Genomic DNA, 23,507 nt, shown 5'->3' with positions numbered 1-23,507 from the left:
CAAAAGGTTTTGAGATAGTCGTCTCAAAACCTTTTTATTTTTAGAAGTATTTGACTTTAGTTTCCTCCAGCACCAGCTACCGTTGTATCCGTATAAGGTGTCACTGTCGGTTGATAGGGTGTCACTGCTTCTGAGCTTACAGAAGTCTCTGGAGCATAGGAAGGATCATAATAACCTCCGCCCGTATCCTGGCTCGCCTCTACTGGACTTTCTCCACTTTCTGATGAAGAAGCTCCCCCAGTTTCGTCGCCATCCAATAGAACGGCACTTGTTTTGAGCTTGCTTAAAGGTGATAAGCCCAAACTTTTACGCAGGATATTCTGCATCTTCAGCAGGTGCTCTGAAGTAACGATTTGGTAACTTCCGCCATCCGCTAGGGTGGCATCTTCCCCTTTCAACTGTTCCATACGGATGTTCTTCAAGGCATCTCGATAGCCCATCAACTGCATCAAGCTATTCGTATCTAAGGAGATATTGGTCTGCATATTATCACTAACCGCTTCAATAATTCCTTGATAGTTGCTCAAACCGTCCAGAGTCAATACTTTCTTGATGATCTTTTCGATAACTTCCCGTTGGCGTTTTTGTCGACCGTAGTCTCCTTCTGGATCTTGATAACGCATCCGTGAATATACCAAGGCTTGCTCTCCATCAATCTCTTGACGACCAGGTGGAATTTTCGCTGTGTATTCCGGTTCATTTTCTTCAATTGAAATATCAAAATCAAATGGATTGTTTACCGTGATACCACCGACCTTATCAACCAGTTGGACGAGACCTTTCATATTGATCATCGCATAACGGTCAATATGAATATTCATCAAATCTTGGATGGTTTCAATGGCCAACTCTGCCCCACCTTGAGCATAAGCCGCATTCAGCTTCGCTTGGACAGTTTCTCCATCCTTCGTGATATTGGTCAAGATATCCCGTTCCAAACTCATAATCGTTGTTTCACGCGTCTGTGGATTCACCGTCACCAGAATCATGGTATCACTGTTTCCTACCCACTGATCCTCTCGTGAACCTGATCCAGTATCAACCCCCATGAGCAAGATGGTCATCGGTTTGTTTTCTGCAATGACATTATTTTCATCGCCAATGCCTTTAAAGGTCTTACTCAACGTGTTTGTTGACTGATTGAGGATGGTCAGCCCATAGGCTCCAAGACCGATTGTCGTTACAGCTAACAAACTAAAAAACACTAATAGAATTTTTTTAATCATTGATTCTGTCCATCTATCAGTTTGCCCATTAGGTAAACATCCAGATATTCCCCTTCCTTGTATACGCCTCTCTTGCGGAGACCTTCAATTTCAAATCCTAGCGTTTGGTAGAGATGGATGGCCCGTTCATTTCGAACTTGGACACTGAGGTCTAACTTCCGAAGGAGGTTGGTACCTTCTGCCCATGCGATTCCTTCTTCTAGAAGAATACGACCCAAGCCTTTATTCCAATAGGCCTTCCGAACAACGATAAAGACATCTCCAATATGGCGCAAGGCTCTGTTTTGATCCGCTGCAATATTTAAGACACCTACCAGATCCTCACCCAAGTATAATAAGAGACATAATTGATTGTCTGTTTGTGCTTGTGTTTCAGCAAATATTTCCAACTCTTGCTTGGTCATCCCAAGCCCTTCTGGAGCCAAGGTCATGAACTCAGATTCAGTCGCTACAGCTTTAAAAAAGTCGAGTAAACGCTCTGCATCTGAAGCCTCAGCCTCTTTTAAAAAGAGATCCAATACCTGTTCCATCTTCAAGCTCCTACAGAAGTTAGAAATGAGTCCTTTAATTGTTCTGCACGTTCACCGACAGCTGACAAGCGTATCTCACGTCCGTCGCCGTCCTTGAGCAGTTCAACCTTTAAATATCCAGCAGGAAGACTGGTCTCTAGCAATTCTCCCCACTCAATAACGGTCACCCCTTCACCAAATAAAAAGTCATCCAAATCAATCGAATCTGGATCATCTCCAATACGATAAACATCCAGGTGATACAAGGGTAAGCGGCCTTCATATTCTCTCACGATAGTATAAGTGGGACTTTTGATCATCTGACGAATATCCAACCCTTGAGCAAGGCCTTTTGTAAAGGTTGTTTTCCCTGCCCCCAGATCTCCCGTCAGAATCACGACATCCTGTTTTTCTAATCGTTGACCCAACTGTTTTCCAAGGGACATCAACTCTTGTTCATTTTGACTTTTCATTCCTCCATTATACCAAAAATAATTGATTATTGCCCACTATTTTTAGTCGATCAACCTCCTGCCTCACATGAGACAATCAAAAAAAAGCTCGGACTCTTTGTCCAAGCTTTCCTCTATGTTCATTCTAATGCAAGGCCATACTGATAAAGTTCAAGATAAACAAGGCATCTAAAATCCAAATCATACTGTGAACTTCTTTGGCTTCACCTTTGACCAATTTGGTTACTGTATAGGTAATAAAACCTGCTGCAATCCCATTTGTGATGGAATAGCTGAATCCCATAAAGATAGAGGTGAAGAAGGCTGGTACAGCTTCTGCCATATCATCCCAATGGATGTTTTTCAAGCTACTCAACATCATGATCCCAACGATGATCAAAATCGGTGCTGTGGCTGCTGTCGGTACAATAGCAAGAAGGGGACTAAAAATACTTGACACTGCGAAACAGATGGCTACTACAAGGGCTGTCAAACCAGTCCGTCCACCAGCTCCGATACCCGCAGCTGACTCAACATAAGTTGTCACATTCGAAGTACCTGCAATAGCACCAACAGATGTCGCTACGAGGTCTGAATAAAGGGCTTTATCCAATTTAGCGGATTGATGATTTTCACCATTTGTGGCAACAATACCAACTTTTTCACCAGTTCCAATCAAGGTACCAATCGTATCAAAGATATCTGTCAATGAGAAAGCGAGGATGGCCATCAAGGTTTCAGGAAGACGAGAAGTATTGGTAATCAAAGAACCTAATCCTTCTGAACCAAGTGCAGCACCAAAAATTTTCCCAAGATCATTAACGGCTGCTCCAAGATGGGTACTACCAAAGTCAATCGTTGAAAGATCAACAATGCCAAACACAATAGCGAGGATTGTTGTCGTAAGGATAGAAAGGATAATTCCTCCTTTAATGCCCTTGATGACAAAGAAAACAGTAATGGCTAAGCCAGCCAAGGCAAGGAGGACTGTCGGACTATTGAAACTAACAAGTCCTGGGACTGCTGCAGAATTTGCTGTAATCGCTGCATTCGCTTTGTCAGCCCCTTCTCCTGCCACCGTATAGGTATGCGGATCAATCGAAAACTTCAACAAGCCAGCATTTTTGATTCCCACATAAGCCAAGAAAATTCCGATACCAGCTGAAATAGCTGAACGCAAAGCATTTGGAATGGACTCAATAATCATTTTCCGAACATTAGTTAATGTGATAATCAAGGAAATTAATCCACAAATAAATACCATTCCCAAGGCTTCTTTCCAAGAATAGCCCATCCCAAATACCACTGTAAAGGTAAAGAAGGCATTCAAGCCCATTCCTGGCGCTTGGGCATAAGGCAGATTCGCGTAGAAAGCCATCATGAGAGTCCCAACGACTGAGCCAATAATGGTTGCTAGAAATACTCCCTGAGCAGGCATTCCTGTTTGAGAGAGCATTTGAGGGTTTACAAATAAGATATAAGACATGGCAAAGAAGGTCGTTAAACCAGCTAATACCTCTGTACGAACCGTCGTTCCGTGTTCAGATAGTTTGAAAAACTTATCCATTTTTCTAATAAACTCCTTAAAAAAAATAAATCTGCTCGTGACTCAATCACGAACAATACCAATATTTTATCAAAAATCATTCACTTTTACAAGAGATTCATCTGGACAATCTTTCGTGTCACATCGTCTTCTATTCGAAAGACTGAAATTTTCCTGTTTATCTGGTATAATGGTAGCATTCTTCTTAAAATATGGCACTTCTATACTCCTCATTTAGAGTATGAAAAACCATACAAATGAAAGGATTCTTCCTATGAATAAAAAACTAATCGCTGTCGATTTAGATGGCACCTTATTAAATTCTGAAAGCAAATTATCGCCTTATACGATTGAAACCATCCAGAAAGTCAGTGAACAAGGTCACCGGGTCATTATTACAACTGGACGTCCCTATCGAATGGCAGATCACATCTATAAGGAATTGGGATTGGAAAGTCCCATGATTAACTTTAACGGCGCTCTCACTCATATTCCAAATAAAAAATGGTCGAAAGAACTATCCATGACCCTTGATAAAAAATACCTCCTCGATATGGTCAAGAGAGAAAATGACATCCAGGCAGACTTTATTGCAGGAGAGTATCGCAATAAGTTCTATGTCACCCATACCTACCACCATACTATTGATCCTGCTTTATTTGGGGTTTCTAAAATCTCCTCCAAAACAAAATTCGAAGCTCGTAAAGTCACTGAAAACCCAAATGCCATCCTCTTTCAAACACGCGCTGAAGACAAGTATGCTTTAGCCGAAGAAATGCGTGATTACTACCATCATGAGTTGGAAATCAATAGTTGGGGTGGTCCCCTCAACATTCTGGAGTGCGCTCCAAAAGGGGTCAACAAGGCCTTTGCCCTTAACTATCTCCTCGAGACTTACGGACTTGATCGGAAAGATCTGATCGCCTTTGGAGACGAACAAAACGATACAGACATGTTAGCTTTTGCAGGAACTGGTTATGCAATGAAAAACGCCAATCCTGTCCTCCTCCCCTATGCCAATAAACAAACCGAGTATACAAATGATCAGGACGGCGTTGCTCGTCAATTAGAAAAACTCCTCCTATAAATAAAGAGAATTGCTTGAATCACCTTTTACAAGAAAGGATTCAAGCTTTTTGTTTTCTCAAACATACGGGACCTTATAGGGACCTTTTCTGAAAATAATTTAACCAGTTAAGTTTATTTTCAGAAAATTTTCTGTGTAAGCGCTTGCTAACTGACAAAGTTTGTGATAAAATTAACATAACAAAAATAAAAAAGGAGCCTAGCTCGTTTCATACGATAATGATTCAAGTGATGTTACTTCTCGTTTTATTAACGTCTCTAATTCAACTAAGCTCTTGAGGAGGAAAACTATGAAAGCTGTTGTTGTAAATCCAGAAGGTACTGGTGTTGAAATCGTTGCAAACAAGGATATGCGTCCATTGGAAACAGGGGAAGCACTTGTTCAAATTGAGTACTGTGGTGTCTGCCACACGGACTTGCATGTTGCTCACGGAGACTTCGGTAAAGTCCCAGGCCGTGTTCTTGGACATGAAGGAATCGGAATTGTTAAAGAACTTGCTCCAGATGTGACAAGCTTAAAAGTTGGTGACCGCGTTAGTGTTGCTTGGTTCTTCGAAGGATGTGGAACTTGTGAATACTGTACAACTGGTCGTGAAACTCTTTGCCGGACTGTAAAAAATGCTGGTTACTCTGTTGATGGAGGAATGGCTGAACAATGTATCGTTACTGCAGATTACGCAGTGAAAGTACCAGAAGGATTAGATCCAGCACAAGCTTCTTCTATTACCTGTGCCGGGGTTACAACTTACAAAGCCATCAAAGAAGCCAAAGCTGAACCAGGACAATGGATTGTCATCTACGGAGCTGGTGGACTAGGAAACTTGGCTGTTCAATATGCTAAGAAAGTCTTCAATACACATGTCATCGCTGTCGATATCAACAACGACAAACTGGAATTGGCGAAAGAAGTTGGTGCAGACTTTGTCATCAACGGTCGCGAAGTCGAAGATGTCCCAGGATTGATCAAAGAAAAAACAAATGGTGGAGCTCACTCTGCTGTAGTAACAGCTGTTTCTAAAGTAGCTTTCAACCAAGCAGTAGATTCTGTTCGTGCAGGTGGCCGCGTTATCGCAGTTGGACTTCCTTCAGAAATGATGGACCTCAGCATTGTGAAAACGGTATTAGATGGTATCCAAGTCATCGGTTCTCTAGTAGGAACTCGTAAAGACTTGGAAGAAGCCTTCCAATTTGGTGCAGAAGGCTTGGTAGTCCCTGTCGTTCAAAAACGTCCAGTAGAAGATGCTGTCAAAGTCTTTGACGAAATGGAAGCTGGAACCATTCAAGGACGTATGGTACTTGACTTCACAAACTAAATAACTGAACCTACAGGACTAGCCCAACTGGGCTGGTCTTTTTTTAGTACTCTTAATAGATCCATCAACCAGTTTGTTATATTTTTATTTTACTTGTTTGATTCATGACTGATTTTCCACAATTTCATAACTAACCTTCGCTTACAAACTATAGCATATATAGCGCTGTTTTCATGGAATCATTTAGCGATAAACCAGTAGGAATAGCTGCTCTATAGGGATAAATTAATATAACAAAGATCCTCTTTTACCTGTAAATTTTGATAGAAAAATTGACTTAAGTGTGAAAACGATTTATAATAAAGTAGCTTAAAGTTTTCTTAAACTGAAAGTCAAACAAATTTATAAGGAGGAATGTCAATAATGAGTATTGGTATCATTATTGCTAGCCACGGTGAATTTGCTGCTGGGATCCACCAATCCGGCTCGATGATCTTTGGGGATCAAGAGAAAGTTCAAGTGGTTACGTTCATGCCAAGCGAAGGACCAGATGACCTCTACGCTAAGTTCAATGCTGCTGTTGCCGCATTTGATGCAGAAGATGAAATCTTGGTTTTGGCTGACCTTTGGAGTGGTTCTCCATTTAACCAAGCGAGTCGTGTCATGGGAGAAAATCCAGATCGCAAATTTGCAATCATCACAGGATTAAACCTTCCAATGTTGATTCAAGCTTATACTGAACGTTTGATGGATGCAACTGCTGGTGTTGATCAAGTTGCTGCAAACATCATCAAAGAATCTAAAGATGGAATCAAAGCTCTTCCAGAAGAATTGAATCCAGTCGAAGAAGCAAGCACTGCTTCAGTTGCTCCTGTTGCCCAAGCCGCTATTCCAGAAGGAACAGTGATCGGTGACGGAAAACTCAAGATTAATCTTGCCCGCTTAGATACTCGTCTACTTCACGGACAAGTCGCAACTGCTTGGACACCTGATTCAAAAGCGGATCGAATTATCGTAGCTTCAGACTCAGTTGCCAAAGATGAGCTCCGTAAAGAGTTGATCAAGCAAGCAGCACCGAATGGTGTGAAAGCAAACGTTGTCCCAATTCAAAAATTGATCGACGTTGCAAAAGATCCACGCTTTGGTGAAACACATGCTTTGATCTTGTTTGAAACACCTCAAGATGCCCTTCGTGCCATCGAGGGTGGTGTTCCGATTAAAACCTTGAACGTTGGTTCAATGGCCCACTCAACTGGTAAAACCATGGTTAACAATGTCTTGTCAATGGACAAAGAGGATGTGGCTACATTTGAAAAAATGCGTGATCTTGGAGTGGAATTTGATGTCCGTAAAGTACCAAATGACTCTAAGAAAGATTTGTTTGACTTAATTAACAAAGCTAACGTTCAATAACCGATTACTTACGAAAGGATTTTAAACATGTCTATTATTTCTATGGTATTAGTGGTCGTTGTTGCCTTCTTAGCAGGTCTTGAAGGTATCCTTGACCAATTCCAATTCCACCAACCACTTGTTGCTTGTACCTTAATCGGTTTGGTAACAGGTAACTTGACTGCCGGTGTTATGCTTGGTGGTTCCCTTCAATTACTTGCACTTGGCTGGGCCAACATTGGTGCCGCAGTTGCACCCGATGCTGCTCTTGCATCAGTTGCTGCTGCGATTATCTTGGTTCTTGGTGGTGACTTTAGCTCTAAAGGAATCGCTGTGGCTCAAGGTGTAGCTATTCCACTTGCAGTTGCTGGTCTTTTCTTGACCATGATCGTCCGTACTCTCTCCGTTGGTTTGGTCCACACTGCCGACGCTGCTGCTAAAAAAGGTGATATCAAAGGCGTAGAACGCGCTCACTTTGTAGCACTTCTCCTTCAAGGTCTTCGTATCGCCATTCCTGCAGCCCTTCTTTTGATGATCCCTGCTGACACTGTTAAAGGTGCTCTTGAAGCGATGCCTGCTTGGTTGTCAGACGGTATGCAAATCGGTGGTGGTATGGTCGTTGCCGTTGGTTACGCCATGGTTATCAACATGATGGCAAGCCGTGAAGTTTGGCCATTCTTTGCCATTGGTTTTGCTCTTGCTGCTGTTAGCCAATTGACCTTGATTGCTCTTGGTGCAATTGGTGTTGCCCTTGCCTTGATCTACCTTTCTCTCTCTAAGAAAGGTGGCAATGGAGGTGGCGGAGTTGCTACTTCTAATGACCCAATTGGCGATATCCTTGAAGACTATTAAGAAAGGTGTGACACTATCATGACTGAAAAATTACAATTATCTAAATCAGATCGTCAAAAAGTTTGGTGGCGTTCAACCTTCTTGCAAGGTTCTTGGAACTATGAACGGATGCAAAACTTGGGTTGGGCTTACTCATTGATCCCAGCTATCAAAAAACTTTACACGAAGAAAGAAGACCAAGCGGCTGCTCTTGAGCGTCACATGGAGTTCTTCAACACTCACCCATACGTAGCTGCTCCAATCATCGGGGTAACTCTTGCCCTTGAAGAAGAAAAAGCAAATGGCGCTGCCATCGATGATGCCGCTATCCAAGGGGTTAAGATTGGTATGATGGGGCCTTTGGCGGGTATCGGAGATCCTGTCTTCTGGTTTACAGTTCGTCCAATCCTTGGAGCACTTGGTGCATCTCTTGCCTTGACTGGTAATATCCTTGGCCCACTCATCTTCTTTATTGCATGGAATGCGATTCGTATGTCCTTCTTGTGGTACACCCAAGAACTTGGTTACAAAGCAGGTTCTGAAATTACCAAAGATATGTCTGGTGGGATCTTGCAAGACATCACTAAAGGAGCTTCTATCCTCGGGATGTTCATCCTTGCTGTCTTGGTAGAACGTTGGGTATCTATTAAATTCATCTTTAATGTTTCTTCTGTCAAATTAGACGACAAAGCTTATATCCACTGGGATAAACTTCCTGAAGGATACAAGGGTATCCAAGAAGCCTTCGCTCAAGTTGGTTCAGGTCTATCTCAAACACCTGAAAAAGTTACAACTTTCCAACAAAACTTGGATTCATTGATTCCTGGTTTGATGGGATTGCTTCTTACTTTCGCTTGTATGTGGTTGCTTAAGAAGAAAGTATCTCCAATCGCTATCATCATCGCCCTCTTTGTAATCGGTGTCTTGGCACACGTTGCAGGCTTGATGTAAGCAAAGACCAAATAAAAAGAAGGTTTCGGCCTTCTTTTTATTATGGTATAATGAAATGAACATTGTTACAGGAGGATCACATGGCACAATCGCAGAATAAAACCGTTGAATTCCACACCACTGCTGTCTCTTATCTAGGTGTTGGAGGGAAGGTTGGAAAAATCTTAGTAGGGGATGTGGCTTTTGAATTTTATGCGGATGCCAATGTCGAAGACTATATCCAAATTCCCTGGAAAGAAATCGACCAGATTGGAGCCAACGTATCTGGGCGTAAAATTAGTCGCCATTTTGAAATTTACACCAAGGAAAGCAAGTTCCTCTTTGCTTCTAAAGACTCGGGGAAAATCTTAAAAATTGCCCGTCAACACCTTGGGAATGATAAAATTGTCAAGTTACCGACCTTGATCCAAACCATCACAGCTAAAATTAAAAATCTATTTGCAAAATAGGTACTTTTCTTGTATAATAAACGAAAACGGATAAGTAAATTAAGGAAATCTTTCAGAAAGTCTGCGGTTGCTGTGAGCAGATAGAGGACTTAATTGAAATTCTACCGTTTATCAAAAAATTGAAGATCAAATCAAGTGCACACCTGTGAAGTTGGATGGAACCGTGGCCCTGCCACTCCAACACTGTAACAGGTGTGCTTTTTGTTAAAGGAGAAGCTATGTTAGATATTAAACGAATTCGTACAGACTTTGATGCAGTTGCTGAAAAATTAGCGACACGCGGCGTAGACGCTGCTATCTTAAACGAAATGAAAGAAATCGATGCCAAGCGTCGTGACATCTTGGTCAAAGTAGAAAGCCTCAAGGCTGAGCGCAACACAGTATCTGCTGAAATCGCCCAAGCCAAACGCAACAAAGAAAATGCAAATGATAAGATTGCTGCCATGCAAACTCTTTCTGCTGAGGTCAAAGCTCTTGATGCAGAATTGGCAGAAATCGATGCGAAATTGACAGAATTTACTACGACTCTTCCAAACATCCCTGCTGATAGTGTGCCTGTTGGGGCTGATGAAGACGATAACGTAGAAGTTCGCCGTTGGGGAACTCCTCGCGAGTTTAACTTCGAACCAAAAGCTCACTGGGACCTTGGAGAAGACTTAGACATCCTTGACTGGGAACGTGGTGGTAAAGTCACAGGCGCTCGTTTCCTCTTCTACAAGGGGCTTGGAGCTCGCTTAGAACGTGCTATCTATAACTTTATGTTGGATGAGCATGGCAAGGAAGGATATACAGAAGTCATCACCCCTTACATGGTCAACCACGATTCTATGTTTGGTACTGGTCAATATCCAAAATTTAAGGAGGATACTTTTGAACTCAGCGACACCAACTATGTCTTGATTCCAACTGCTGAAGTGCCACTGACCAACTACTACCGTGATGAAATCATTGATGGTAAAGATCTGCCAATCTACTTTACTGCCATGAGCCCTTCTTTCCGTTCAGAAGCTGGTTCTGCTGGTCGTGACACTCGTGGTTTGATCCGTTTACACCAATTCCATAAGGTAGAAATGGTCAAATTTGCCAAACCGGAAGAATCATATGAAGAATTGGAAAAGATGACAGCCAACGCTGAAAACATCCTTCAAAAATTGAACTTGCCATATCGTGTCGTGGCTCTCTCAACGGGAGACATGGGCTTCTCAGCTGCTAAGACTTATGACTTGGAAGTTTGGATCCCTGCTCAAAACACCTACCGTGAAATCTCAAGCTGTTCAAATACGGAAGATTTCCAAGCACGTCGTGCCCAAATCCGCTATCGTGATGAAGCTGACGGTAAGGTTAAACTTCTTCACACCTTGAATGGTTCTGGATTGGCTGTTGGACGCACCGTCGCTGCTATTCTTGAAAACTATCAAAACGAAGATGGTTCTGTAACCATTCCTGAAGTTCTTCGTCCATATATGGGTGGCGCTGAAGTCATCGCACCAAAATAAAGTTAAAAAAACTGAGTCTTGCAAATTGCAAGCTCAGTTTTTTAATACTTACGAAAACGTTGGTAACGTTGCTCTAGAAGTTCTTCGATAGGCAAGACTTGTAGCTTCTTCAATTCTGCTTGGATTTCTTTCTTCACTTGAGCTAGTAATTCGCCATTAGAAAAACCATGCTCCGGAATCACTTTGTCCACAATATCCATATTCAACAACTCATGCGAAGTAATCTTCATCAATTCAGCTGCTTCCATGGCACGACTACCATCTTTCCAAAGAATAGAGGCAAAACCTTCTGGACTCAAGACCGCATAGATGGAGTTCTCAAGCATCCAGACCTTATCTGCTACAGCAAGAGCCAAGGCCCCACCTGAGCCACCTTCTCCGATGATAATCGCGATAATCGGAACTTTTAAATCACTCATTTCCATGAGGTTACGGGCAATGGCTTCACCTTGTCCTCGTTCTTCAGCACCAACACCAGGATAAGCACCCGCTGTATTGATAAAGGTCACAACTGGACGGCCAAATTTCTCCGCTTGCTTCATGAGACGCAAAGCTTTTCGATAGCCTTCTGGGTGGGGTTGGCCAAAGTTTCGACTGAGGTTGTCCTGAAGATTCTTTCCTTTTTGAATCCCGACAACCGTTACCGCTTGATCCCCTAACCAGCCAATTCCACCAATCACTGCACCATCATCTCGGAAATTCCGATCTCCATGCAATTCGATAAAGTTATCAAAAATTCCATGAGCATAATCGAGAGATGTTAAACGTCCTTGGTCACGAGCTTCTTTAATAATTTGTGTTATTCTTGTCATTACTCCCTCCATGAAAGGCTAACAAGTCTGCGATTGTTGAACGCATCTCACTACGCTGGACAATCACATCCACAAAGCCATGCTCCTGCAAAAATTCAGCCTTTTGGAAATTATCCGGTAACTGTTCCCGTACAGTAGACTCGATCACTCGTCGACCTGCAAATCCCACAAGGGCCTGGCTCTCTGCAATGATAATATCCCCTTCCATTGCAAATGACGCCGTTACCCCACCTGTTGTTGGGTCTGTTAGAACTGTCAGATAAAATAAGCCTGCTTTTGAGTGTCTTTGAACAGCTGCAGAGATTTTAGCCATCTGCATCAAACTGACGATTCCTTCTTGCATCCGAGCGCCACCAGAAGCGGTAAAGAGCACAACTGGGAGCTTTTCTTCTGTCGCCAATTCAAATAGACGCGTAATCTTTTCACCGACCACAGAACCCATAGAAGCCATGATGAAATTAGAGTCCATAATACCGAGAGCCACTTGATGGCCCCCGATCTTTGCAGTTCCTGTTAGCACAGCTTCATCAAGTCCTGTCAATTCACGAACAGCCGCCAATTTCTTCTTGTAGTTTGGAAACTTAAGCGGGTCCTTGGTCTCAATACCCGTAAACAGTTCAATAAAGCTTCCTGGATCAATCGTCAATTGAAGTCGCTCAACCGCAGAGATGCGGAAGGTATAACCACACTTCGGACACAGACGTTCACTTCCTAGATCCTTTTGGTAAATCGTATGTTTACAGCCCGGACACTGAGAAAACAACTCATCTGGAACCTCTGGTTTTGGCTGAGGTGCTTCAATGGCCGACCGATTGGGATTAATTCGAATGTACTTATCTTTTTTAGAAAATAAAGCCATCAACTTCTCCTTACTTGGTAAAAGAACTTTGTAATTGTGCGCGTTCATTCCTTGTGAAAATGAATCTCACATTTACAAAGTTCATTGCTTATTGATTTTTCTGATAATTTGGTAAAAATGTCTCCATCAGAAAGGCGGTATCGTAATCACCAGCAATCACATTCGAATCTGAAATCAAATCCAATTGGAAATCACTGTTGGTCATTACACCATCAATTTCCAACTCATAGAGGGCGCGTTGCATCTTCATCAAGGCATCGAAACGATTCTCTCCATGGACAATGATTTTGGCAATCATACTATCGTAGTAAGGTGGAATCGTATAGCCAGGGTAGACAGCTGAATCCACGCGCAAGCCGACTCCTCCACTTGGAAGATAGAGATTGGTGATTTTTCCTGGACTTGGTGCAAAGTTAAAGGCAGGATTTTCTGCATTGATCCGGCATTCAATTGCATGGCCAGAAATTTGAATATCTTCTTGACGAACAGACAATTCTTGCCCAGCAGCAATTTTAATTTGCTCTTTCACGATATCAATTTCAGTAACAAATTCTGTCACAGGATGCTCTACTTGAACCCGAGTGTTCATCTCCATGAAGTAAAATTCGCCTTTCCCTTCATCGTAAAGAAACTCGATGGTCCCAGCATTTTCATAGCCAACAGATTCTGCTGCTCGGACAGCCGCAGATCCGATTTGGTCTCGAATTGTCTTACCGATTGCTACGGATGGAGATTCTTCGAGGACTTTTTGGTTGTTTCTTTGAAGGGAACAATCCCGTTCACCCAAATGAACCACATGTCCAAATTGGTCAGCCAAGATTTGAACCTCAATATGACGAGCTGGGTAGATGACACGTTCTAGGTACATAGCTCCATTGCCAAAGGCCGCCTTAGCTTCTGTCGAAGCAGATTCAAAAGCTGGAACTAGGTCTTCTGCCCGTTCTACTTTACGGATTCCTTTACCGCCACCTCCAGCTGATGCTTTCAGCATGACAGGATAACCAATCCGATCGGCAACTTCCAAGGCTTTTTCTGCTGTATGAACTTCTCCATCTGATCCTGGAATAACAGGCACGCCTGCTTTGATCATTTGTGCTCGGGCATTAATTTTATCACCCATCATATCCATGACAGATCCTGATGGTCCGATAAACTTAATCCCGACTTCTTCACACATGGTGGCAAACTTCGAATTTTCACTCAAAAATCCAAATCCTGGGTGAATCGCTTCTGATCCAGTCAAAACTGCTGCAGATAAAACAGCATTCATGTTCAAATAAGACTCGGTTGATTTGGCAGGCCCAATACAAACTGCTTCATCCGCTAGTAAGGTATGCAAGGCTTCCTTATCAGCCGTTGAATAGACAGCGACTGTTTCAATTCCTAATTCACGAGCAGCTCGAATAATCCGGACCGCAATTTCACCACGATTCGCGATTAAAATTTTTCGGAACATAGAAACCTCCCTAGTTACCAATTGCAAATGTTAGGGTCCCGCTAGCAGCTAATTTCCCATCGACTTCCGCTTTTGCATCCACGACCGCAATCGAACCACGACGCTTGACAAAGGTAGCCGTCATTACGAGCTGATCTCCCGGAACGACTTGTTTTTTAAATTTAACCTTATCCATTCCAGCATAAAAGACTAATTTTCCTTTATTTTCTGGTTTGAATAATTCTAAGACACCAGCAGTTTGTGCCAAGGCTTCCATAATGAGGACACCTGGCATTACTGGGTAGCTTGGAAAGTGCCCATTAAAGAAGGGCTCATTGATCGTCACATTCTTAATGGCTACAATCGTATCCTCACTTGTTTCAAGGACGCGATCCACCAACAACATCGGATAGCGATGCGGAAGAGCCTCTTTAATAGCTTGAATATCGATCATTTAATCCGTACCAATCCTTTCCCAAACTCAACCATTTCTTCATTTGAAACAAGGATTTCAGTGACAATTCCATCCTTTGGTGCAGGAACTTCGTTCATAACTTTCATCGCTTCAATAATCAATAGGGTTTGGCCTTTTGAAACACTATCTCCAATCTGAACAAAAGCTGGTTTATCTGGACCTGAAGCTAAATAAGCTACACCAACAAGAGGACTTTCAACCACTTCCCCTTCTGCTGCTACTGCTGGACTTGCTTCAGGAGCTGGTGCTGAAGAAGCAACTGGTTCTTCTGCAAGAACAACAGGGCTCTCAACAGCAGGTGCCACTTCTTGAACTACAGGAGCCGGCGTAGCAGGTTGTGGGCTAGCTACACTGCCAGCATTTTTACTAAATGATAGCACATCCGTTGCATTTTGATAGCTAAATTCACGAAGACTAGATTGGTCAAATTGACTCATTAGGTCTTTAATCTCTTGAATATTCACTTTATCCCTCCCAACGTTTAAAGGCTAAGACAGCATTGTGTCCTCCAAATCCAAATGTATTGGAAATAGCAAAGGAAATCGGACGTTCTTGCCCTTCACCAAAGATGACATTGGCTTCAATATAATCTGATAACTCTTGTGTTCCAGCAGTTTTTGGAACATATTGATGGCGAATTGCTTCAATCGTCGCAATAGCTTCAACTGCCCCTGCTGCCCCCAAGAGGTGACCTGTAAATGATTTTGTAGAAGATACTGGAACTTCTGTACCAAATACAGAAACGATTGCACCACTTTCTCCTTTTTCATTCGCTGGAGTAGAGGTACCATGGGCGTTAACATAATCAACTTGAGCTGGTTCAATTTCTGCCTCATCCAAAGCCAACTTCATTGCTTTAATAGCACCTTGACCTTCTGGATGTGGAGAAGTCATATGGTAAGCATCACAAGTATTTCCGTAACCCACGACTTCAGCAAGAATGGTTGCACCACGTTTTTCAGCGTGTTCCAAACTTTCAAGTACCAACATTCCTGATCCTTCCCCCATCACAAAACCATTCCGATCTTTATCAAATGGAATAGAAGCACGAGTTGGATCTTCTGTTGTTGAAAGAGCTGTTAGGGCTTGGAAACCGGCGATTGCAAATGGTGTAATAGAAGCTTCAGAACCACCGACCAACATCAAATCTTGGAAACCAAACTTGATAGCGCGGAAAGCATCCCCAATCGCATCATTGGAAGAGGCACAAGCAGTATTGATCGATTTACAAATTCCATTAGCTCCAAAACGCATCGCAACATTACCAGATGCCATATTTGGCAAAGCTTTTGGAAGGGTCATTGGTTTGACACGTTTTGGTCCTTTTTCATGCAAACGAATCACTTGATCTTCGATTTCTTTGATACCACCAATACCAGAAGCAACAATGACACCAAAACGATCTTTATCAATAGCTTCTACATCTAAACCTGCATGATTCACAGCTTCTTGAGCGGCATACAAGGCATACAAAGAGTAGTTGTCAAAGCGGTTTGTATCTTTCTTGATAAAGTACTTATCAAATGGGAAATCTTGGATTTCAGCTGCATTATGAACAGCAAAGTCACTGTGGTCAAATTTTGTAATCGGACCAATTCCAATCCTTCCTTCTTTTAAGCTGTTCCAAAATTCTTCTGGAGTGTTTCCGATTGGAGATGTCAAGCCATAGCCTGTTACAACAACACGATTTAATTTCATTTCAAAACCTACCTCTTTTTATTGCATGGTTAAGCCACCATCAATTGCGATGACTTGCCCTGTTAGATATTCTTGAGTCGCAAGAAAGACTGCAACATCTGCCACTTCTTCTGTATTTCCAAATCGTTTCATTGGAATTTGAGCGAGAGACATTTCTTTAATTTTTTCAGGAAGTCCTTCTGTCATATCAGACTCAATGAAGCCCGGCGCAATGACATTGACACGGACATTTCTACCAGCTACTTCACGTGCTACAGATTTAGAAAAACCAATCAAACCAGCTTTTGAGGCTGCATAGTTGGCTTGTCCAACATTTCCTGTCAGACCGACAACACTCGACATGTTAATGATAGCACCTTCACGTGCTTTGGTCATCGGTTTTAAGACCGATTGTGTCATATTAAAAGCACCGGTCAAATTCACCTTTAAGACTTGCTCGAAATCTTCTTCCGTCAATTTCAACATGAGCTTATCATTGGTAATCCCAGCATTGTTGACAAGGATGTCTACTGAGCCAAGTGCTTCAATCGCTTCCGCGACCATTCGTTTCGCTTCCGCAGCTTGGGATACGTCCCCAGTAACGCCAACTACCTTCACACCGTATGAGGCAAATTCATCCACTAGGCCTGCTGGGAGCTCTCCACGACTATTTAAGACAATGTTGGCACCTTTTGACGCAAATTTATGCGCAATAGCCAATCCAATGCCTCGACTTGAGCCAGTAACAAATACATTTTTATTCTTTAGTTCCATAGTCACCTCATCTTATTCGTTCAGTAGGGCATCAAGGCTGGCTTGATCCTCCACATTTTTCGTTGGAAGAGTTTTATCAATCTTTTTCAAGAAACCAGTCAAGACCTTACCTGGACCAATTTCAATCACTTCATCTACTCCAAACTCTTGAATCGTCGCAATCGAATCATAGAAACGAACGGGCTCCATCACTTGGCGAGCTAATAAAGCTTTGATTTCGTCTGATTTCATGATCTTTGCTTCTGTATTCCCAACCAAAGGCAAGCTAAAGTCCTTAAAAGTAACTTTTTCAAGTTCAGTCGCTAGTTTTTCACTAGCAGAAGCAAGCAAGGCCGTATGGAAAGGACCAGAGACATTCAGAGGAATCAACCGTTTTGCCCCTGCTTCTTGTAAGAGTTCAACTGCATAATCCACAGCTTCAACCTCTCCACCAATCACAATCTGGGCAGGAGTATTGTAGTTAGCGGGTGTTACAACTCCCTTTTCAGAAGCCTGTTGACAGATTTCTTCAATCAAGGCAGGATCAGTATTCATAACAGCTACCATCTTCCCGCTTCCAGCAGGCGCAGCTGTTTCCATAAATTCCCCTCGCTTAGCTACCAAGGCGACCGCTTCTTCAAAGGAAAGAGCACCTGCGGCAACCAAAGCAGAATATTCTCCCAGGGAGAGACCAGCCACAATATCCGGTGTCATGCCATTTTCTGCCAATAGACGATAAATAGCTACAGAAGTTGTCAAAATAGCTGGTTGAGTATAGCGTGTTTGATTGAGTTTTTCTTCGTCAGAATCAATCAATTCACGCAAATCATAACCTAGAATACGACTAGCCGTATCAAATGTCTCTTTGACAACGGGATAAGTTGCATACAAGTCACTAGCCATCCCCAATTTTTGGGCACCTTGACCAGCAAATAAGAAGGCACGTTTTGTCACTGTTCTCTTCCTTTCCTTTACTTGTTAGAATTTAACATCTGCCCAGCGAGCTGCTTCTTTCTGAATGACCTTAGCAGCTCCAAGATAGATATCTTCCAAGATTTCAGCACAGGTTTCTTCTTTACTTACGAGACCTGCAATTTGTCCTGCCATCACAGATCCATTATCAACGTCTCCGTCAACAACAGCATTGCGAAGAGCACCTGCTCCTAATTCTTCAATTTCTTCTTGAGTCTTCTTACCTGCCAAGAAATCTTTTTCAGCTTGGTTATAAGCAGAAGCCAATTTATTCTTAATCGCACGAACTGGGTGGCCAACAACTGACGCAGACACCACTGTATCAATGTCCTTAGCTTTCAAGATTTTATTCTTAAAGTTTTGGTGAGCATTTGATTCTTTAGCAACGACAAATCGTGTTCCCACTTGAACAGCATCTGCCCCAAGCATGAAGACTGCAGCCGCTCCTGCACCATCTGCAACACCACCAGCACCGATAACTGGAATAGAGACCGCTTCGACCACTTGACGAACCAAGGTCATGGTCGTCAATTTACCAATATGACCTCCTGCTTCCATTCCCTCAGCAATGACAGCATCCGCACCTAGTTTTTCCATCCGTTTTGCTAAAGCTACTGAAGGTACAACCGGAATAACGGTAATGCCCGCTTCATGGAAACGATCCATGTATTTCCCAGGATTCCCTGCACCAGTGGTAACAACTTTAACCCCTTCTTCGATAACCAAGTCAACGATGTCATCTGCAAAAGGAGAAAGGAGCATGATATTGACTCCAAAAGGTTTGTCAGTAATGGATTTGACACGATCAATATTCGCTTTGACAACTTCTTTAGGTGCATTTCCTCCACCGATGATCCCAAGACCACCTGCATTAGATACAGCCCCAGCAAGATCTCCATCCGCTACCCAAGCCATACCACCTTGGAAAATTGGATATTTAATGTTTAATAATTCAGTAATTCGTGTTTGCATAGTACCTTCCTCATTTTCGCTTAAGTAATAGTTTGAAAGCGGTTCTTTGCTTTGAGCGTCAAACTATTACCTAAACAAGAGAGAATATCTTTCGATACTCTCATCCATTATTATTTAGTTTTTTCTTCTACGTAAGCAACAAGGTCACCTACAGTAGACAATCCTTCTTCAGTTTCAATTTGAATGTCGAATGCATCTTCAATTTCTGAAATCACTTGGAACAAATCCAATGAATCAGCTTCAAGATCTTCAAAAGTAGACTCAAGAGTTACTTCTGATGGTTCTTTACCAAGTTCTTCAACAATAATTTCTTGTACTTTTTCAAATACTGCCATGATTGGCCTCCTTAAAATAATAAAAATTTTTAAAATGTGTTTCCACATGTTTAACTAGATTGTAACAAGAAGTGAGCCCCATGTCAAACCTCCACCAAATCCTGACAGAAGAATTATTTGACTTCCATCCAATTTGATTAGTCCTTGGTCGACACACTCCGATAATAAAATTGGAATACTTGCGGCACTGGTGTTGCCATATTCCATCATATTTGCAGGAAGTTTTTCCCGATCAACCCCGATTTTCTTAGCCATCTTATCTAAGATACGGTCATTTGCCTGGTGCAAGAGAAAATAGTCAATTTCATCAACAGCTACTGGAGCATCAGCTAACATATGTTTAATACTCTTAGCCACATCCCGAATAGCAAAATCAAAGACTGCTCTTCCATCCATTGATAAATATTTTTTATCTTCTTCCTTATCTGAATATGGTGAAGATAAACCAACAGATGATGATTGAAGAACCTCTCCACGAGAACCATCTGAAAATAAACTTTCAGCTAAAAAAGTTTGTTGTTCGGAAGCTTCCAATAAAACACCGCCAGCACCATCCCCAAATAGGACCGCTGTTGTCCGATCTTCCCAATCAATCACTTTCGATAAGGTTTCACTTCCGATAACGATTCCTCGTTTGTACTGGCCAGACCGAAGCAACTTTTCAGCAGTCGCAAGCGCAAAGACAAATCCACTACAAGCTGCTGTCAAATCAAAGACGAAAGCTTTAGAAGCCCCAATTTTAGCTTGAACACGAGCTGCAGTGGATGGCATCATGGAATCGGGCGAAATCGTTGCAACAATAATAAAATCCAACTGATCCGCTTGTAAACCACTTTTTTCAAGCAAGCGACGAGCCACTTCCGTAGCTAAATCGCTGGTTGATTCTGATTGAGAAATATGACGCTTCCGAATTCCTGTTCGACTAGCAATCCACTCATCGCTGGTATCCATCCGTTCAGAAAGATCCTGATTAGAAATCACTTGGCTTGGCGCATAATGGGCTACCTGACTAATTTTTGCAAAAGTCATTATTTCAACTCCTCCAAGAAACGATAAAGATTCTGCAACCCTTTTTGCATCACTTTCCGTTCATCTGGAGACATCCCATCAATAATTTGATTGACCATCCGCTTGTGAAATTGTTGGTGAAGCCGATACAAGAGCTTGCCTCTTTTGGTCAAACTCAAATGGACGACCCGACGATCAACTTCAGATCTGGTTCGTTCAATATAACCTTTTCGTTCAAGATTATTTAAACTGGTAGTGACTGTACCTAACGTTACCATTAACGAACGCGAAATATCACTTGGAGTTGCGTTTGGTGTTGAGCCGATGACATCAATGGTGTGCATTTCCTTAATGGAAACATCATTAAATCGACTGCTACGTAAACTAGTTTCTTCGATGACTAATACGTTGTTAAAAATGGATGTAAGGTAATCATTGACTAGTTGAAAATTCAAAAACCACACCCCCTATTCATTACTTTGATAATCGAATTTTATCAAAAATCAAACCAAATAGCAAGCCTCAGCAATAAAAACATAAAAATTTTACGTTTTTATTTTCCTTGGAATTTTGGGCGCCGACGCTCTGAATAGGCAATAACTCCTTCTTTAAAGTCTTCCTTGAGAGAAAGATTTCTTTGCAATCGCAACTCAATTTCAGCATAACGATCCCAGTCAGTCAGCATGCTAGACCAAGCCAACTCTTTAATCGCAGCAAAAGAATTGTCTGAGCTACGTCTTAACTTTATGAGTAGTTGGTTGACAGTCTTGTCTAATTTTTCTACTTCAGAAACCTTGTACACAACGCCATATTCCAGAGCCTTTTCAGCACCTAATGGTTCACCAGTCATTGCTAACTGAGTTGCCCTAATCAAACCAATGGCTCTTCCTAAAAGGAATAGGCCACCGGCATCAGGAGCCAAACCGACTCCAACAAAGGCTTGAATAAACTTTGCTTTATCAGAAGCAATACAAAAGTCCGCCGCTACTGCCATATTAGCAGTTGCTCCTGCAACCGCACCATCTGCAACCATAATCACAGGTTTTGGAATTTGCTTCATTTTTTTAGAGATTTGATTGACCAATTCCGCAATTTGCGTTAACGAGTCGATATCATCAGCATCAACAGCCCGTTTCATCTCAGCTAAATCACCACCAACTGAAAAAACCTTGCCGACTGCTTTAAATAAAATAAAACGAACATCTGGATTCTTCTCAGCTAATTCTAATGCTTCAAGGATTTCCTGACACATTGGAATGTTAAAACCATTTGAAACCTCTGGTCTATTTAAAATAATAGATGCGAGATCCTCTTCTACAGAATAAATAATCGTTTCGAACACCATAAGCCACCTCTTTACTAATTAGCTATTCAAATTGTTTGATAATTGAACTTATTTATTTTCATATTATTTTAGCACAACTACTTTGAGAAGTAAATTACATTTTCATAACAAAGTGTCTCACCCGAAAGACTCGCTTGATAACAGTGCTTTTTTAGATTGTAACTAAGCCTTATCTTTGGTATAATTTAAAGTAAGTTTTGTAAAGGAGTCCACATGAAAGTAGTTAAATTTGGTGGTAGTTCGTTAGCATCTGCTACCCAGCTAGAAAAAGTATTCAATATTGTTAAAGAAGATGAAACCCGTCAATACGTGGTCGTTTCTGCTCCAGGGAAACGCAATGCTGAGGACACAAAAGTCACAGATGCCCTCATCAAGTATTATAAAGAATATACCAACGGAAAAGATACGAACCAAAGTCAAGAATGGATTATCAATCGCTATCGATCCATTACAGAGGAGTTAGACTTAGACGAGGAAATTATCGAAGAGATTGCTAGAGATATCAAATCCCTTGCAACACTTCCCAAGTCCGATAATACCTTCTTATATGATACCTTCTTAGCAGCTGGAGAGAACAACAATGCAAAACTCATTGCAGCTTACTTTGTAAAAAAGGGTTTAGAAGCAAAATATATCCATCCAAAAGATGCAGGTATCTTTGTAACAAGTGAACCTTGCAATGCCCGCATTCTCCCTTCTAGTTACGATAAGATTGAAGAACTGAGAAACCATAATGAAATTTTAGTAATCCCTGGATTCTTTGGAATTACTAGAGAAGGACAAGTCTGTACTTTTTCAAGAGGTGGTTCTGATATTACAGGATCAATTATCGCAGCGGGAGTTAAAGCAGATCTCTACGAGAACTTTACAGACGTCGATGGTATTTTTGCAGCTCACCCAGGCATTATCAAACAGCCACATTCTATTCCTGAATTAACCTATAAGGAGATGCGGGAATTAGCCTATGCTGGCTTTAGTGTCCTACATGATGAAGCACTTGTTCCTGCATATCGTGGAAAGATTCCAATGGTGATCAAGAACACCAACAATCCAAAACATCCAGGTACGAAGATTGTGCTGAACCATACCGATGAAAATGTTAAAGTCGTTGGGATTGCAGGAGACTCTGGATTTGTCAGCATTAATACCACCAAATACCTAATGAATAGAGAAGTCGGTTTTGGTAGAAAATTATTACAAATTTTAGAAGACTTGAATATTAGTTGGGATCATATGCCGACAGGTATTGACGACTTATCAGTAATTCTTCGGTCAAAAGAATTGACTCCAATTAAAGAACAAGAAATTTTAAAACATCTAATCCAAGATTTACAAGTAGATTATGCCGAAATTGAACATGATCTTTCCATTATTATGATTGTCGGAGAGAATATGAAAAATCAAATTGGTGTAACAGCTACAGCCACAAAGGCTTTATCAGAAAATAACATTAATATCCAAATGATTTCTCAAGGATCCAGCGAAGTTTCCATCATGTTTGTCGTAAATCAAGAACAAGAAAAACAGGCTATTAAAGCTCTATACAATGTATTCTTTAACTAAGAAAAAGGTTCGAAAGAACCTTTTTTTACTTTAGATAAATTGCAAGAATAAGTGCAACATTTACTTGAACTCATCCTCTAGAGCTTCACAAGCAGTTCTGTAAGCTAAAC

Annotated in this window: 25 protein-coding genes; 8 read left to right on the top strand and 17 right to left on the bottom strand. The window is 41.7% G+C overall.

Annotation, left to right across the window (positions count from 1 at the left end):
* Positions 1-56: 56 nt before the first annotated feature.
* From lytR to K1J10_RS01310, 4 genes are all read right to left on the bottom strand, one after another.
* Positions 57-1,226 (bottom strand): glycopolymer--peptidoglycan transferase LytR, encoded by a 1,170-nt coding sequence (lytR, locus tag K1J10_RS01325; RefSeq protein ID WP_223355621.1) that lies wholly within the window; start codon positions 1,224-1,226, stop codon positions 57-59.
* Positions 1,223-1,756 (bottom strand): GNAT family N-acetyltransferase, encoded by a 534-nt coding sequence (locus tag K1J10_RS01320; protein WP_223355620.1) that lies wholly within the window; start codon positions 1,754-1,756, stop codon positions 1,223-1,225. Before K1J10_RS01320 ends, lytR begins: the two co-directional genes overlap by 4 nt.
* Positions 1,757-1,758: 2 nt before the next feature.
* Positions 1,759-2,208 (bottom strand): tRNA (adenosine(37)-N6)-threonylcarbamoyltransferase complex ATPase subunit type 1 TsaE, encoded by a 450-nt coding sequence (tsaE, locus tag K1J10_RS01315; protein ID WP_154859388.1) that lies wholly within the window; start codon positions 2,206-2,208, stop codon positions 1,759-1,761.
* Positions 2,209-2,332: 124 nt separating this feature from the next.
* Complete coding sequence (locus tag K1J10_RS01310; RefSeq protein ID WP_048688804.1) at positions 2,333-3,754, bottom strand: NCS2 family permease; 1,422 nt, start codon at positions 3,752-3,754, stop codon at positions 2,333-2,335.
* A 253-nt stretch (positions 3,755-4,007) separates the two neighbouring features.
* On the opposite strand from K1J10_RS01310, the gene K1J10_RS01305 reads away from it, so the two are divergent.
* The 7 genes from K1J10_RS01305 (at position 4,008) to serS (ending at position 11,191) form a co-directional block, all read left to right on the top strand.
* Positions 4,008-4,820: a Cof-type HAD-IIB family hydrolase gene (locus tag K1J10_RS01305; RefSeq protein ID WP_223355619.1), complete on the top strand. Its 813-nt coding sequence runs from the start codon at positions 4,008-4,010 to the stop codon at positions 4,818-4,820.
* A 289-nt stretch (positions 4,821-5,109) separates the two neighbouring features.
* Positions 5,110-6,132: an alcohol dehydrogenase AdhP gene (gene adhP / locus K1J10_RS01300; protein ID WP_223355618.1), complete on the top strand. Its 1,023-nt coding sequence runs from the start codon at positions 5,110-5,112 to the stop codon at positions 6,130-6,132.
* A gap of 363 nt (positions 6,133-6,495) precedes the next feature.
* Complete coding sequence (locus K1J10_RS01295; protein WP_223355617.1) at positions 6,496-7,485, top strand: PTS sugar transporter subunit IIB; 990 nt, start codon at positions 6,496-6,498, stop codon at positions 7,483-7,485.
* A 27-nt stretch (positions 7,486-7,512) separates the two neighbouring features.
* Entirely contained in the window at positions 7,513-8,316 is an 804-nt protein-coding gene (locus K1J10_RS01290; protein ID WP_006596895.1) for a PTS mannose/fructose/sorbose transporter subunit IIC, read from the top strand.
* An 18-nt stretch (positions 8,317-8,334) separates the two neighbouring features.
* Positions 8,335-9,246, top strand: a complete 912-nt coding sequence (locus K1J10_RS01285) for a PTS system mannose/fructose/sorbose family transporter subunit IID (RefSeq protein WP_223355616.1) — start codon at positions 8,335-8,337, stop codon at positions 9,244-9,246.
* Between the two features lie 80 nt (positions 9,247-9,326).
* On the top strand, positions 9,327-9,695 hold the full coding sequence (locus tag K1J10_RS01280; RefSeq protein ID WP_223355615.1) for a DUF956 family protein: 369 nt from the start codon (positions 9,327-9,329) through the stop codon (positions 9,693-9,695).
* Between the two features lie 218 nt (positions 9,696-9,913).
* Positions 9,914-11,191: a serine--tRNA ligase gene (gene serS / locus K1J10_RS01275; protein ID WP_223355614.1), complete on the top strand. Its 1,278-nt coding sequence runs from the start codon at positions 9,914-9,916 to the stop codon at positions 11,189-11,191.
* A 41-nt stretch (positions 11,192-11,232) separates the two neighbouring features.
* Here serS and K1J10_RS01270 read toward each other — a convergent pair whose 3' ends face one another.
* The 13 genes from K1J10_RS01270 to K1J10_RS01210 all read right to left on the bottom strand — a co-directional run bounded on the left by K1J10_RS01270 (position 11,233) and on the right by K1J10_RS01210 (position 21,834).
* Positions 11,233-12,003: an acetyl-CoA carboxylase carboxyl transferase subunit alpha gene (locus tag K1J10_RS01270; protein WP_223355613.1), complete on the bottom strand. Its 771-nt coding sequence runs from the start codon at positions 12,001-12,003 to the stop codon at positions 11,233-11,235.
* On the bottom strand, positions 11,978-12,862 hold the full coding sequence (accD, locus tag K1J10_RS01265; RefSeq protein ID WP_223355612.1) for an acetyl-CoA carboxylase, carboxyltransferase subunit beta: 885 nt from the start codon (positions 12,860-12,862) through the stop codon (positions 11,978-11,980). Before accD ends, K1J10_RS01270 begins: the two co-directional genes overlap by 26 nt.
* An 88-nt stretch (positions 12,863-12,950) precedes the next feature.
* A complete protein-coding gene (gene accC / locus K1J10_RS01260; RefSeq protein WP_223355611.1) occupies positions 12,951-14,318 on the bottom strand; it encodes an acetyl-CoA carboxylase biotin carboxylase subunit in 1,368 nt (455 codons plus the stop codon).
* Positions 14,319-14,328: 10 nt separating this feature from the next.
* Positions 14,329-14,751 carry a 3-hydroxyacyl-ACP dehydratase FabZ gene (gene fabZ / locus K1J10_RS01255; RefSeq protein ID WP_223355610.1) on the bottom strand — a complete coding sequence of 141 codons (423 nt, stop codon included), beginning with the start codon at positions 14,749-14,751 and terminating at the stop codon, positions 14,329-14,331.
* Positions 14,748-15,236: an acetyl-CoA carboxylase biotin carboxyl carrier protein gene (accB, locus tag K1J10_RS01250; RefSeq protein WP_223355609.1), complete on the bottom strand. Its 489-nt coding sequence runs from the start codon at positions 15,234-15,236 to the stop codon at positions 14,748-14,750. The genes fabZ and accB overlap by 4 nt, the downstream gene beginning before the upstream one ends.
* Position 15,237: 1 nt before the next feature.
* Complete coding sequence (gene fabF, locus K1J10_RS01245) at positions 15,238-16,470, bottom strand: beta-ketoacyl-ACP synthase II (protein WP_048688771.1); 1,233 nt, start codon at positions 16,468-16,470, stop codon at positions 15,238-15,240.
* A gap of 18 nt (positions 16,471-16,488) precedes the next feature.
* Complete coding sequence (fabG, locus tag K1J10_RS01240) at positions 16,489-17,223, bottom strand: 3-oxoacyl-[acyl-carrier-protein] reductase (RefSeq protein ID WP_048688768.1); 735 nt, start codon at positions 17,221-17,223, stop codon at positions 16,489-16,491.
* Between the two features lie 12 nt (positions 17,224-17,235).
* A complete protein-coding gene (gene fabD, locus K1J10_RS01235; protein ID WP_048688765.1) occupies positions 17,236-18,156 on the bottom strand; it encodes an ACP S-malonyltransferase in 921 nt (306 codons plus the stop codon).
* 24 nt (positions 18,157-18,180) lie between these two features.
* Positions 18,181-19,146 carry an enoyl-[acyl-carrier-protein] reductase FabK gene (fabK, locus tag K1J10_RS01230; protein WP_048688761.1) on the bottom strand — a complete coding sequence of 322 codons (966 nt, stop codon included), beginning with the start codon at positions 19,144-19,146 and terminating at the stop codon, positions 18,181-18,183.
* A 110-nt stretch (positions 19,147-19,256) separates the two neighbouring features.
* The gene (locus K1J10_RS01225) at positions 19,257-19,481 is read right to left on the bottom strand and encodes an acyl carrier protein (RefSeq protein ID WP_003003892.1); all 225 of its coding nucleotides are present in this window, start codon (positions 19,479-19,481) and stop codon (positions 19,257-19,259) included.
* 54 nt (positions 19,482-19,535) lie between these two features.
* The gene (locus K1J10_RS01220) at positions 19,536-20,510 is read right to left on the bottom strand and encodes a beta-ketoacyl-ACP synthase III (RefSeq protein ID WP_223355608.1); all 975 of its coding nucleotides are present in this window, start codon (positions 20,508-20,510) and stop codon (positions 19,536-19,538) included.
* Positions 20,510-20,944 (bottom strand): fatty acid biosynthesis transcriptional regulator FabT, encoded by a 435-nt coding sequence (gene fabT / locus K1J10_RS01215; RefSeq protein ID WP_006597415.1) that lies wholly within the window; start codon positions 20,942-20,944, stop codon positions 20,510-20,512. Before fabT ends, K1J10_RS01220 begins: the two co-directional genes overlap by 1 nt.
* A gap of 98 nt (positions 20,945-21,042) precedes the next feature.
* Positions 21,043-21,834: an enoyl-CoA hydratase gene (locus K1J10_RS01210; protein ID WP_061564753.1), complete on the bottom strand. Its 792-nt coding sequence runs from the start codon at positions 21,832-21,834 to the stop codon at positions 21,043-21,045.
* A gap of 213 nt (positions 21,835-22,047) precedes the next feature.
* On the opposite strand from K1J10_RS01210, the gene K1J10_RS01205 reads away from it, so the two are divergent.
* The gene (locus tag K1J10_RS01205; RefSeq protein WP_061564752.1) at positions 22,048-23,397 is read left to right on the top strand and encodes an aspartate kinase; all 1,350 of its coding nucleotides are present in this window, start codon (positions 22,048-22,050) and stop codon (positions 23,395-23,397) included.
* Positions 23,398-23,507 lie beyond the last annotated feature (110 nt).

Source organism: Streptococcus australis (assembly GCF_019930045.1).
In the GTDB taxonomy this organism is placed as follows: Bacteria; Bacillota; Bacilli; order Lactobacillales; family Streptococcaceae; genus Streptococcus; species Streptococcus australis_D.
This window is presented reverse-complemented; position numbering and strand designations above follow the sequence as displayed.